The 12876-nt window shown below is 47.4% G+C and carries 13 protein-coding genes; 8 read left to right on the top strand and 5 right to left on the bottom strand.

Annotation, left to right across the window (positions count from 1 at the left end):
- Positions 1–10: 10 nt before the first annotated feature.
- The 6 genes from BC343_RS25175 (at position 11) to BC343_RS25150 (ending at position 6287) form a co-directional block, all read left to right on the top strand.
- Positions 11–2035 (top strand): beta-L-arabinofuranosidase domain-containing protein, encoded by a 2025-nt coding sequence (locus BC343_RS25175; RefSeq protein WP_078350582.1) that lies wholly within the window; start codon positions 11–13, stop codon positions 2033–2035.
- A gap of 72 nt (positions 2036–2107) precedes the next feature.
- The gene (locus tag BC343_RS25170; protein ID WP_078350581.1) at positions 2108–3220 is read left to right on the top strand and encodes an acyltransferase family protein; all 1113 of its coding nucleotides are present in this window, start codon (positions 2108–2110) and stop codon (positions 3218–3220) included.
- 20 nt (positions 3221–3240) lie between these two features.
- On the top strand, positions 3241–3822 hold the full coding sequence (locus BC343_RS25165; RefSeq protein WP_238381864.1) for a Crp/Fnr family transcriptional regulator: 582 nt from the start codon (positions 3241–3243) through the stop codon (positions 3820–3822).
- 89 nt (positions 3823–3911) lie between these two features.
- A complete protein-coding gene (locus BC343_RS25160; RefSeq protein WP_078350580.1) occupies positions 3912–4442 on the top strand; it encodes a DinB family protein in 531 nt (176 codons plus the stop codon).
- Positions 4443–4445: 3 nt separating this feature from the next.
- The gene (locus tag BC343_RS25155; protein WP_078350579.1) at positions 4446–5312 is read left to right on the top strand and encodes an alpha/beta fold hydrolase; all 867 of its coding nucleotides are present in this window, start codon (positions 4446–4448) and stop codon (positions 5310–5312) included.
- Positions 5313–5315: 3 nt separating this feature from the next.
- Positions 5316–6287 carry a zinc-binding alcohol dehydrogenase family protein gene (locus tag BC343_RS25150; protein WP_078350578.1) on the top strand — a complete coding sequence of 324 codons (972 nt, stop codon included), beginning with the start codon at positions 5316–5318 and terminating at the stop codon, positions 6285–6287.
- A gap of 131 nt (positions 6288–6418) precedes the next feature.
- On the opposite strand, the gene BC343_RS25145 is transcribed toward BC343_RS25150, so the two are convergent.
- Genes BC343_RS25145 through BC343_RS25125 form a run of 5 tightly spaced genes read right to left on the bottom strand, consistent with a single transcriptional unit; the run spans position 6419 to position 10370 of the window.
- A complete protein-coding gene (locus BC343_RS25145; protein WP_078350577.1) occupies positions 6419–6844 on the bottom strand; it encodes a QcrA and Rieske domain-containing protein in 426 nt (141 codons plus the stop codon).
- 12 nt (positions 6845–6856) lie between these two features.
- Complete coding sequence (locus BC343_RS25140) at positions 6857–7810, bottom strand: DUF5777 family beta-barrel protein (RefSeq protein WP_078350576.1); 954 nt, start codon at positions 7808–7810, stop codon at positions 6857–6859.
- Between the two features lie 25 nt (positions 7811–7835).
- A complete protein-coding gene (locus tag BC343_RS25135) occupies positions 7836–8387 on the bottom strand; it encodes a YceI family protein (protein ID WP_078350575.1) in 552 nt (183 codons plus the stop codon).
- 1 nt (position 8388) lies between these two features.
- Positions 8389–9729, bottom strand: coding sequence for a porin family protein (locus BC343_RS25130; RefSeq protein ID WP_078350574.1), 1341 nt, complete (start codon positions 9727–9729; stop codon positions 8389–8391).
- Entirely contained in the window at positions 9726–10370 is a 645-nt protein-coding gene (locus BC343_RS25125) for an RNA polymerase sigma factor (protein WP_078350573.1), read from the bottom strand. Before BC343_RS25125 ends, BC343_RS25130 begins: the two co-directional genes overlap by 4 nt.
- Before the next feature lie 266 nt (positions 10371–10636).
- Here BC343_RS25125 and BC343_RS25120 point away from each other — a divergent pair, with 266 nt between their 5' ends.
- A complete protein-coding gene (locus tag BC343_RS25120; protein ID WP_162276938.1) occupies positions 10637–11440 on the top strand; it encodes a glycosyltransferase family 2 protein in 804 nt (267 codons plus the stop codon).
- Complete coding sequence (locus tag BC343_RS25115) at positions 11440–12861, top strand: oligosaccharide flippase family protein (RefSeq protein ID WP_078350571.1); 1422 nt, start codon at positions 11440–11442, stop codon at positions 12859–12861. Before BC343_RS25120 ends, BC343_RS25115 begins: the two co-directional genes overlap by 1 nt.
- Positions 12862–12876: the final 15 nt, after the last annotated feature.

Here is a 12876-nt window from a genome sequence, read left to right as displayed (position 1 = left end):
CTTAAACCCAATGAGAACCAAGCTGCCCTTTATATGCCTGTGCATTGCTGCATTGTTTTGCCCTGCCGCAAAAGCACAAAGCCCTAAAACCGCTACAGCTTATATAGCTAATCGTGCCCCCTTACGCCAAAACCCTTATATGGAATTACCGCTGGGAGCCATTAAGCCGCAAGGCTGGCTGCGCGAAATGCTGGTAAGGCAAAAAAATGGCGCAACAGGCAACCTGGATAAGCTATACCCATTGGTAATGGGTAACCGCAACGGTTGGCTCGGCGGCGATGGCGACCAATGGGAACGCGGCCCTTACTGGGTTGATGGCTTGCTGCCGCTTGCTTATATTTTGGATGATAAAGAGCTGATAGCGAAAGTAAAACCCTGGGTGGAGTGGAGCATAAAAAGCCAGCGCGCCGATGGCTACTTTGGCCCGGCAAAAGATTACCCCGGCGAACCGGGCATACAGCGCGATAATACCGGAGATTGGTGGCCAAAAATGGTGATGCTGAAAATACTGAAACAGTATTACTCGGCCACCGGCGATAAGCGGGTGATAACCCTCATGACCAATTACTTTAAGTACCAGTTGAAGGAATTACCCACGCACCCGCTGGACCACTGGACCTTTTGGGCACGCTACCGCGCAGGCGATAACCTGATGGTAGTTTACTGGCTGTATAACATTACCGGCGATAAATTCCTGTTAGAGCTTGGCGACCTGCTGCACAAACAAACCTTTGATTTTACGGATGCCTTCCTGAACACCCCGCTATTATCAGAAGCGGGGAGCATACACGGCGTAAACCTGGCTCAGGGCATGAAAGAGCCTATCATTTACTATCAGCAACACCCCGAACAAAAGTATTTGGATGCCATCGTTAAAGGCTATAAAGACCTGCGCAAGTACGATGAAATGGCGCACGGCCTATACGGTGGCGACGAAAGCCTGCACGGCAATAACCCAACACAGGGATCAGAACTTTGCACTGCTGTGGAGATGATGTTCACGCTGGAAAGCACTTTAGAAATTACCGGCGATGTAAATTACGCTGACCGCTTGGAAAAGATAGCCTTTAACGCCCTGCCAACACAAGTGGCCGATAATTGGGTAGACAGGCAATATTTTCAGCAAGCCAACCAGGTGCTGCTCACCCGCAAAACCCGCAACTTTGATACCAACCACAGCGGCACAGATATTTGCTACGGTTTGCTTACCGGTTACCCCTGCTGCACATCTAACATGCACCAGGGCTGGCCAAAATTCACGCAAAACCTATGGTACGCCACGCCCGATAATGGTTTAGCGGCATTGGTGTACTCGCCCAGTGATGTAAAGGCAGTGGTAGCCGATGGCAAGGAAGTTACTTTTAAAGAAGAAACCGCCTATCCCTTTGGCGATGTAATTAAGTTCACCCTAAATACAAAAGCCAAACAATTAGCTTTCCCGTTGCATTTACGCATACCTGCCTGGTGCAAAAAAGCAACCATCAGCGTAAACGGTAAAGTATTGCAAGAGCCTGCGGGCAACCAGATAGTACAGGTGAGCCGCGAGTGGAAGAACGGCGATGTGGTGGAACTTACCCTGCCTATGCACATCTACAAAAACAACTGGTTCGAAAACTCCATGTCGGTAGAGCGTGGCCCAATTGTGTATGCGCTCAAAATTGGCGAAGAAGTAAAACACGTACAAATTACCGATAAAGATTCGGTAGATTATGGCAAAGGTTACAACGAAGTGCACCCTACTACGCCCTGGAACTACGCCCTGATAGCTGTGGGAGATGATAAACTGGCAGACCAATACCGGGTAGAGAACGCAGCCGCCATGACCAACTACCCATGGAGCGCAGCAAAAGCCCCTATCCAACTAAAAACAAAAGGAAAACGCGTGCCATCGTGGGGCTTGTATAATGACATGACGGGGCAGGTACCTTTCAGTATTGGGTATGGTTTGGAAACCAGTAAAGAGGAAGATATTATTTTGATACCTTACGGCTGTACAAGGTTGCGGATATCGCAGTTCCCGCTGGTGTGGAGGTAAAGGCAGATGAGGAATTTCGGCGTGTATTTGTGGGGGCTTTTTAGTATAATTGCTATAACTTAAACACCTGTTGTGGCCAATATTCCGTCGAAAGAGCTTTCCAAACTAAACCATATCGACCTGCTGAGGGGCATTGCCGTAATACTGGTAGTAATAACCCACGTAGCCCTAACCGACCGTAACATTACCGAGGTTTGGCGCGCGCGCCTCATATTCGGGCAGGTAGGAGTACAGCTCTTCTTTTTTCTATCGGCCTATACTTTATGCCGGTCGATGAGTGCGCGGCGCGAGGAGCATTATGTGCGCAATTTTTACCTTCGCCGCTTTTTCAGGATAGCACCGCTATACTACGCGGGGATAGTTATATACCTTATAGTTGCGCTTACGCCCTTGCTAAACCGCCAAGGGCCGTTGTCGCATATAGAAATGTATACGCCGCTCTCTGTATTGCTCAATATTGTTTTCCTGCACAGCTTTGTAGAGCAGGCCTATAATAGCATTGTGCCCGGCGGCTGGTCTATTGGCACCGAGATGTTGTTCTACCTCTTGTTCCCGGCCATATTTAACTACTATAGTAAAATTAGAAATGTAGTATGGCTGTTTTTGCTGCCGCTTGCAGCCTTTATAATTGCCACCCTTTACACCGCGACCTGCTACGCTGCTTTTAAAGAGGAGGTATTTACCAACCACTTCTTTTTTGCTTTTATTATAAACCAGTTGCCCATTTTCGCCCTTGGTATAAGTTATTTCTTTTTAGAGAAGTTTATTCCAACCAAACTGCCCCCCTTGGTGAGCATGGCTTTGTTCCTGGTATTATTTTTTGCCGCACTTATTTTATCGCGCAAGCTTACGCACAACATCAACCTCACCATTTTTGTAGCAGGCCTGTCATTTGCATTCCTGTTCAACTTTTTTAAACATGCCGGCCTTAATCTTCCCATACTCGCACGCATAGGGCAGCTGTCATTCTCCATCTATATTTTCCACTTTTTATTTGCGTACCCGCTGTCTAACGAAATAAGCATTCACATCTCGGGCAGGTTTAATGCAACTACCGTTTTGGTGATCAACTTTTTAATAACCTTAACACTATCCGCACTTTTGGCCATACTATCCGAAAAGTTTATTGAGAAGCCGGGAATAGCGTTGGGGAAGAAGGTTATAGGGCGGCTGGATAATAAGTAAGTTTGATAGGTTTGATAGGTTTGATAGAACAACTGACTACATATTTTAAAAACTATTTTGCACTTAGCCCGGCAGAGGAGGAAGCATTTGCTATTCGGCTCACTCAAAAACGTGTAAAACGTCGTCAATTTTTATTGCAACAAGGAGATGTGTGCCGGCACTTCTCATTTGTGGTTTCGGGCTGCCTTAAAATGTATGCCGTAGATAAGAACGGTAAGGAACACAACATCCAATTTATTGCCGAAAATGATTGGGCTACAGACTTAAGTAGTTTTTACGACGAAAAGCCCAGCCTGCTATACATTGAGGCCGTAGAGCCAACAGAAGTGCTGCAAATAAAACACCAGGACCTTTTATACCTGTACTCTAACCACCACACCATCGATCATAATTTCCGGGTCATTATCGAGCAAAAGTATATCGCATTGCAGAACCGCGTGCTACAAAACATCAGCCTATCCGCAGACGAGCGCTATGAGGCTTTCCTGAAACAATACCCTAAATTGGCAAACCGCCTGCCAAACACCCAAATAGCATCTTATATCGGCGTTACACCTGAATTTCTGAGCACTATTCGCAAAAAGCATACCCAGCAAAGCTAATTCTTAAACTATCTTAAGGGTATTTCTTAAAATACCTTATGGGTTGAGTTGCGCCATCTGCTCGACCTTTGCTTTCATAATTAAAACTCATGAAAGCAATAAAACTACTTGCCGCATTGTGCATCATTTTATGCAGCACAACCATCAAAGCACAAACGCCGAACGATGCTCTTTTAAAAGACTGGGAACGCGCCAAAGCCTACACCAAAGAATACCTTGATGCTATGCCCGAAGCGTCGTATGGGCTAAAGCCAACGCCCGAAATGCGCAGCTTTGCTGCCCAAATGCTCCACCTGGCCGATACCAATTACGGCTTTGCTTCAGCAGCCTCGGGCGAAACAAGCCCTATCGGGATGGGTGCATTAGAAAAAACAACAGATGTTTCAAAAGCAGGCGTCACTAAATCGGTATTAGATAGTTACGATTTTGTAATTGCATCCCTGAAAAAGTTAACACCCGAGAAACTGAACGAACAAATAAAACTCTTCGGACGGTTCGATCTGTCGCGTAAGCAAGTTTTTGAAAAAGCCTTCGAGCACCAAACCCACCAACGCGGGCAAACTGCACCATACCTTCACCTTGCCGGTTTACAAAAAGCACCGGGCGAAAAACTGTTTTAAGCCATGAAAGCCTTAATACTGTCAGCTACGCTCGCCATAAGCCTTAATGTAAGCGGACAAACCAAACCTTTGCCGCCACGGCATTTTATGCAGGTAACCACGCCATCCGCAGGGGGAATACCCTACGGCAACAACCCGGCCGCGGGCAAATATGCAAACGCGGGCGATGCCAAAATATATTACGAAGTTTATGGCAAAGGTGAGCCCTTTGTGGTATTGCATGGTGGCGTGTACGGCTCGATGCAGGAAATGGGGAGGTTTATTGATAGCCTTGCCACACGCTACCGCGTGATAGCTGTTGGCACCCGCGGGCACGGCAAATCAGAAATAGGCCGCCTACCTGTTACTGCCGAATTAAAAGCCAACGATATAATAGCCGTGATAAATGCCGAAACCCGCGATAGCGTGAACATTCTTGGCTTTAGCGATGGTGCTTACACTGGCTACATTGTGGCAGGCATGTACCCGCAACGGGTAAAAAAGCTGATAGCCGTTGGTGCAGGCGAACAAACACCCGGCTTACGCAAAGTGATATTAGATACCAAAACGGCATTTAAGGCCGATAGCGCTTATTGGAAACAACAACTCGCTCTAATGCCGCAGCCCGGCCGCCTGCAAGTATATTGGGATAACCTGGCTGATTTTTATAACAGCATGGAGATAAGCAAAAAACAATTTGCCATCATTAAATGCCCGGTGCTGGTAATGGCAGGCGAACGGGACCAAAATGCGCCGCTTGCTACGATAATTGCGGCATATCAAATGATACCTAACAGCCAGCTCAGTATAATCCCAAACGCACCGCACCCGGTCTTTTTGGTAAACTTTCCGGCTGTATGGGATAGTATCGTCCCTTTTTTAAATAAGTAACATATGAAAGCAGCAGTGATCTACACAGCGGGCGGCCCGGAGAACTTCGCTATAGAAGAGCGCCCTATACCCACTCCCGGCGAGGGGCAGCTACTGGTGAAAGTAAAAGCCTTTGGGCTCAACCGCTCGGAATTGATGACGCGGAAAGGTTACTCGCCCGGCGTGCAGTTCCCACGGATATTGGGCATAGAATGTGTGGGCGAAGTAGTTACCGATGCCTCCGGCGAGTACAAACCCGGGCAAAAAATAGCCGCCTTTATGGGCGGCATGGGTAGGGACTACGACGGCAGTTATGCCGAATACACCGTGCTACCGAAACAGATCATTATACCCTTTGAGAGCGTATTGCCCTGGGAAGTACTTGGTGCCCTGCCCGAAATGTTCCAAACCGTTTATGGTTCGTTGCATGTAGCACTAAGAATTAAAAAAGGGCAAAGCCTGCTTATACGCGGTGGCACATCGTCGATCGGCCTATTGGCAGCCCAACTTGCCAAAAACGCCGGGTTGCGGGTAATTGCCACCACCCGCAAACCCGAAAGCCGCGAAGCACTATTGCAAAACGGCGCACACGAAGTTTTGATAGACGATGGACAACTTGCGCTGCAACTAAAAGCCCTGCACCCCGCAGGCGTAAACCATGTTTTAGAACTGGTAGGCACATTAGCCCTTAAAGATTCGTTGCAATGCGCCTCAATTGGAGGTTCGGTTTGCATGACGGGTATGCTGTCCGAACAATGGTCAGTACCGGAATTTAGCCCCATGGAATTTATCCCCGCCGCGGTAAACTTAACCGTTTATGATAGCGGGCAAATACGCATAAGTGCAGAGCATTTCCAAAATTTTGTACGCGAGGTAAAAGCAGGTATGGTAAAAATAAAGACCGCCAAAGTGTTTAAGTTGGATGAAATAGTGGAGGCACACCGCTTGATGGACAGCAATATAGCAAAGGGGAAAATTGTTGTGGTAACCGATTAATGTACCCGCCAATAAATAAAAAACGGCCCATTCTTTTCAGAAATGGACCGCCCCCTAATTAAACATTTATTTTTTGCGCTTAACCATAGCGATGGGTTTGAAACCCATCGCTATGGTTGAAGACGATCGCCCTACGCCCTTACCGCCAAACTTGTACCGGTAATCACCACATTGTATTTCTTCAGCGCATTAACAGCGGGGCCCTGAACTACGCTACCGGTAGTACTAAAACGGCTGCCATGCAGCGGGCATATGTATAACCCTGCAGTATTATTATAGTTAATAAACGCTCCTTCATGCGTACAAGCCACCTGTACGGCCGAAAATGCATCGGCAGTGTTGCCGGGCGCGGTGCGTGCTAAAATTACGCCGTTGGATACTTTGGCATCGCCCACGTTAAGTAGTTCGCTATCCAGGTTGGTGGTAAATATATTGCCATCGGTTGTTGGCGTAGGGTCTTCGTTTTTGGGATTGCTGCCGCATGATACTAAACTGCATCCGGTGCAAACAGCCGCCAGGGTAATACCCAGCTTTGCTAAAAATTCTTGTCTTTCCATGGTATGTTGTATTTAGTATGTTTTACCTTCTTTTGCTTTTTTGTTGAAACTGAACATCCTCGAGATGGTAAAGCCCAGCCTGAATTGCCCTTTACCCCAATCGCTTTGGCTGCCCGCCAGGTAGCTGGCCTCGCTAATGGCTTTGGTATTGCTGAACACAATAGTGAACACGTGGCCACCGGTCTCTATTTCTATACCTATACCCAGCGGGTCGTAAAAGGCATTATCGCCTGTTGCTTTGTCGCGGAAGGAGGAGAAGGGATGCGCATAATCAACCACGATACCCATGCGCTTGGTAACCTTTAGGCGGCCCGCTGCGCCCAATGCAAAAAAGCCACGGTTGTTACCCGCCAAAAACGGGAAAGGCGAGTTATGCCTCACAAAAGTTGGCGTTAATTGCAGCGAGAAGTTGCTCGAGAACTTGCGGGCGATAATGGCCTGCGCTACATAATCCAGCCTATCGGCAAAAGTTGGGAATTCGCCCTGGTTGGCGGTGTAGGCCTTTACGCCTGTTTTGCCCAAAAGCGTAATGGCAAAGGGTGTGGCATCGTCTGATGTTTGGTGCAACATGGCGTATTTCAGCCCCAGGTCTACCTGTTGGTTGTACTTGCTGCGGCCAAAGTCGATATCGAGGTTATCGCTTAGGCCGTATTCGAACCCGATGTAGATATCGCTCGAATTATCCAGCCCGAAAAGCGTTTTACCCCCGCCTTCCGAGCCGCCTATATCGCCAAAACGGTGTATCACCAAAAAGTTAAGGTTGTTCTTTTTAACGGTTTCGGTAGTGGCACCTAAAATAAGCCTTGTAGATTTGAAGGTGGCAATTACCGGCTCGGCCTTGGTGTTACCGGCATCCATACTGTTCAACAGGGAATCGGCGGCCGATTTGCTCTCGGCGGGCTTGGTTTGCGCGCATAGCCCGGTACTTATCGCAGCGCAGGCCGCAATTAAAATTAGCTTTTTCATGGAGTATAGTTTTTGTGTAGGGTTTTTAGCTGCTCTTGGCCACTGTGTAAGTGCCCGATACATTCATCTTGATGCTTTCGGCTATCTTTTTAAATACCAGCGTGGGTATCTCTATTTTATGGTCGGCGCATTTTACCATAAACTCTGATGACAGGCTCACCGTGCCATTGTTTACCACGGCAGTGCCGGTAATGGTGCGGGTTTGGGTAACGCCGTGCACCTGCAGGTCGCCGGTGGCGGTTACCGGGTAAGTGCCGTTTTTAGTTACATCGATGGTTTCTTTAATCTTCCCTTTGAAAGTGGCTTTAGGGTATTTGTCGCTTTCCATGTAGTTCTCGTTAAAATGCTCCTGCATTAACGATTTGGGGAACTGGAACGAGCGGATGTTTACGCTAAAGGCCAGATCGCCGGTGGCAGGGTTGTAAACCGAGGTTCCGGTGCTGGTAGATGCTGTGATATCTTCCAGCGGGGCACTCGAAAACAAACTTACTTTTACGTTTTTACAGGCATAGAGGTCCTGGCTCGCCTGGTTTTTGATGCTTAACCAGGCAAGTAAAATAAGGCAGATGTACTTCATGTTACTTTGGTTTGGTGAATGAATTGATATTCCAGTTGAAGCCCACGGCAACCCCTGCGGTATGCAGGTTTACGTTGCTGTACCCCACTGCCGATATTGGCAGTTTCATGTAGGGTTGCACACTCAAACTGAATTTTGAATTTACCTGATGCTCGAAAGTGGCATTTAAATTAACTGTACTTAATAAATAGTTTTTAGGGTTGGGCACCTGGTAACTGGTTGGCCCGTTTGCGTACGCAGAGCTGTATGTATATTTATAATTCTCGTGCAGCATAAAGTAGGAGGTTAGCCCCGTACCCAGCGCGAATTTGTTTTTGCCTTTTTGGTATACCCGGTACCCAACGTTAAGCGGTATATCCAGCATGCGGCAATCGGCAGTCACCTCGGTGGGATCGGTTTTAAACTGATATGCTGTTGTGTAATTGGCAAAAGATGTTGCGTATGGTTTTATAGCATACATGGCACCTGTTGTAAAACTCCATTTATTTACGCTTACCGTGAACATAGCCCCAAAGTTGCTGCCTGTTTTACCCTGGCTTAACGAGTTAACGCCCGTAACATCGCCCGAAGCAATAACACTAAGCGCGAATTGCGGCCGGTTTGGCCCAAAGGTTTTCACCTTAGGTTTTACCGAAGCAACAACCTGTGCTGCGTTTTGCCCCTCGGTATTTAGCTTAGCAGGTGGCGTAGTATCGCGCTGTGCCACCATATTAGCTTTGCCCGGCGGAACGGTATCTACCTTTACAACCGCTACATTATTGGCAGCAGGCGGCGTGGTATCTTTTTTAACAACATTAACATTACTGCTGTTATTTGCCGATGCTACGTTATTGATATTAGAAGTCGCTGCAACATTGTTATTGAAATGCGGGATATCGATACCATTACCCGGCTTTAATTTGGCAGTGCCGGTATTGTTCTGCCCCGGCAGCCTGCCTGCGGCAACCGCCGGGGTATGCAGTGGCGTGCTGTCCAACTGTAAATTCTCAACCCCCGCTTTGTTATCCGCAACATTGTTCAACGAGTCGCCTGTAATAGCTTTAATGCCATCAGTCCTAGCGGTATCGTTGTTTATCTTTTTCTCTGTAGGTGCTTTCACAATAGTATCGCCCGGTTTCACTTCGGTAGTTTGCCCTTTAAACAGGTACCAGCCCAAAACCAGCAGCAACATTGCCGCAATGCCACTCACTATGGGTAGCCAGTAAACTATAAGGGGGCGTTTTTTACCGGCATCCATCATTTGCTCAAGGGCGTCCCAGTCATCCTCGTTGTAGGCGAGGTTGTTCCCGGGCTCCTCCAGGCGCTTTTTAAATAATTTATCTACTTCCTCCCCCTCTTTCATCTCCTGATACCATTATTATAAAAAGCATTCCTAATGTCGTTGCCTACCATGGCCACAATGGGGTTATAACCCATCCCCCGGTTGTAGTTACTGTTGTTGTTGGCGGCTTCTTCTGCTTTTAATACCATTAATTTAAGTTTTTGCCTTGCCTTGTGCAGGTTCGATTTAGAGGTGCCCGTGCTAATGTTCAGCATCTCGGCTATCTCCTCGTGCGAGTATCCATCAACCGCAAAAAGGTTAAACACCGTACGGTAGGCCTGCGGCAATTGCTGCACCATACGCAGCAGGTCTTCATAGTTCAGGTTACGGTCAACCAACTGGCCGTCGGTAAGGTGTTCTGCCTTATCCAGATCATCGGTATAGGCCATTTTAAGGTTTGCCCTATAGTAATCTATAGATACGTTCATCATTATACGCCCCAGCCATGCTTTAAAGGGCCTATCCAAATCGAACCTATCTATATGCGTAAATACCTTTAAAAAGCCCTGGTTCATTACCTCGGCAGCTTCCTCGCGGTTGTTGGCGTAGCGCAGGCAAATACCCATAGAAAAGCCGTAGAATGCTTTATACAGCATCTTCTGGCATTTCCGGTCCTGCTTTACACAGCCTCGTATCAGTTGGTGTAACTCTTCGTCGCCCATGCGGGGTATTAAACTATATGCCTATAAATTTAACCTAATCTACCTACATCACGAAGCCCGAAGCCTAAAGGTTGCCTGTTTATGTAAAAAATATTTTACAACTTTTTAAACCACTGTTTTTAAATGCTTTAAATATTCAACTAAAAGCTCTCCCGCAATTATTGCCCCTGCATTTATAAAAGCGAGGCAACCCAAGCCGCTTTTGGTACGATATAGTTTATAACCTGCCGGCGCTGCCGCAGATGTTTACCTGTTATCTGTTTCGTATGATACCTGTTTCTATCGTCATCATCACTAAAAACGAAGCTGCCATTTTGGGCAGATGCTTAAAAATGGCCAATTTTATAAGCAATGATATTGTAGTGGTTGATAATGGCAGTACCGACGGCACTACAAAAATTGCCGAAGCCTTTGGTGCCCGGGCCTTCCAAATGGGCTGGGATGGGTATGGCGCCAACAAAAACAAGGGCATAGCATTGGCGCGCTACGATTGGGTATTAAGCATAGATGCCGACGAGATAGCCGATGTGCAGCTCATCAATACCCTGCATAAATTACCGTTGGATAATGCCAGCGTGGTTTATGATATCCAATTCCGGTCGTACTTTGGCGATAAGCTTATCCGTTTTGGCACCTGGGGGCGCGACCATCACCCGCGGCTGTTCAATCGTACGAAAGTGCGTTGGTCGGAAACGGAGGTGCACGAAACACTGGTGCTGCCGCCCGATGCCCGGGTAAAAAAGATAGGCGGTTACCTGCACCATTACTCGGTACAAAACATTGCCGAGTGCGAAAAGAAGGCTACCCATTACGCGCGTTTAAGCGCCATTAAATACGCCAATGCCGGCAAAAAAGCAGGCTTTGCCAAGCTGTACCTATCGCCTGTATTCTGCTTTTTGATGAGTTATATTTTCCGGTTGGGATTTTTGGATGGCGAAGAGGGTTTTGCCATCGCCCTGATGCTTTATAAAAACACCCGGCTGAAATACCAATACCTCAAACTGTTTGAAGGCAGGAAATACTTACCTTCGGATAAGCCCCTGCCCAAAAAACTGGCGGTTGAATACTAATGGCATTCAAAAGCACCCTGTTCCGCAACCTATCTGCCAATACGCTGCAACTGGTGGTAAACCAACTGGCGGGGCTGGCTATTTTCTACCTGCTATCAACAGGCTTAACAAAAAACGATTTCGGCTTACTGAACCTCGCATTAGCCATCTTAATGATAGCTTTCAATCTGCTCTCGCTGGGCATCGACCAGATAAGCATCCGCAAAATTGCAGCTGGGGATAATACAGCCGAAGTATTAGGGCTTTACATTTTTCATGTGCTATTTACCGGGCTGATATTTTACGGATTAATACTGGCAGGCGGTATATTCTTCTATCAAACCGCAGCCGTTTATCCCTTGTTACTGCTGATAGGAGCAGGTAAACTGATGATATATTTCTCCACGCCGTTCAAGCAGGCAGCCAGCGGCATGGAGCGTTTCCGGTTGATGGGCTTGATGCTGGTGGTATCTAACCTTTTAAGAAGCATAGCTTTGATGATACTTGCCCTGCTGCATATTATCTCCCTGCAAAACGCTGTAATTGTTTTTATTGCGGGCGATGTGCTTGAACTGACCATATCCGCCATAGCCTTTAGCCGCGGTACGGGTATGCACTTACACATTCTGGTTAATAAACAAAAATACTTTGCGTTGCTGCGCGAGGCATTGCCACAAACAGGCGTGAACATTATCACCTCCGCCATTGCCCGATTCGATTGGGTGTTTATCGGCATTATGGCATCGGCAGTAAAGCTTGCCGAATACAGCTTTGCCTATAAGGTTTTCGAGATGAGTACCCTGCCCTTGCTGGCTATTGCACCATTGCTGATACCCAAATTCACCAAAATGTTTAAGCAGGGCATGCCCGATACGGAAAGGCTTAAATACCTCATACGGATAGAAATGATAATTGCCGCTTTTACCGCACTGGTGCTCAACCTGCTTTGGCAGCCGGTAATGGATGCGGTTACCCACGGCAAATACGGCGCGGTAAACAGCAACACTTTTTTTATCCTTACGCTTTGCATCCCCTTCCTCTACCTCAATAATTTTTTGTGGACCATCTTCTTCGCCAAAGGCGAAATGAAGATGATACTCCGGGGCTTCGTCATCACACTTTTGGTGAACGCGGGGTTGGATTTGGTGTTGATACCGCTCTTTGGGAACGAAGGCGCAGCGGCGGCTTTCCTGGCATCGTGCTTGGCGCAAGCGGCGTTTTACCTCTACCATAACCAAATAAATGCGCTCAATGCTATTTGGCAAAATTTGCCGCTTTGTATGGGCTGTGCGCTCATATCGGGCTTTGCATCAAAGGCAATTACTGCTAATTATTGGCTGTCGGTACCGCTTGCCTGCATATTTTTTGCCTTGTTGCTATCCACCACTAAGCAGCTGAAAATCAGCGATGGCAGGGCGGCCTTAAATTTATTTTCTGCATAAATCTCCCGGCCTGTA

The organism is Mucilaginibacter pedocola (assembly GCF_002013915.1).
In the GTDB taxonomy this organism is placed as follows: domain Bacteria; phylum Bacteroidota; class Bacteroidia; order Sphingobacteriales; family Sphingobacteriaceae; genus Mucilaginibacter; species Mucilaginibacter pedocola.
The sequence above is the reverse complement of the archived record's forward strand: the minus strand, read 5'-3'. Positions and strand labels throughout refer to the sequence as shown.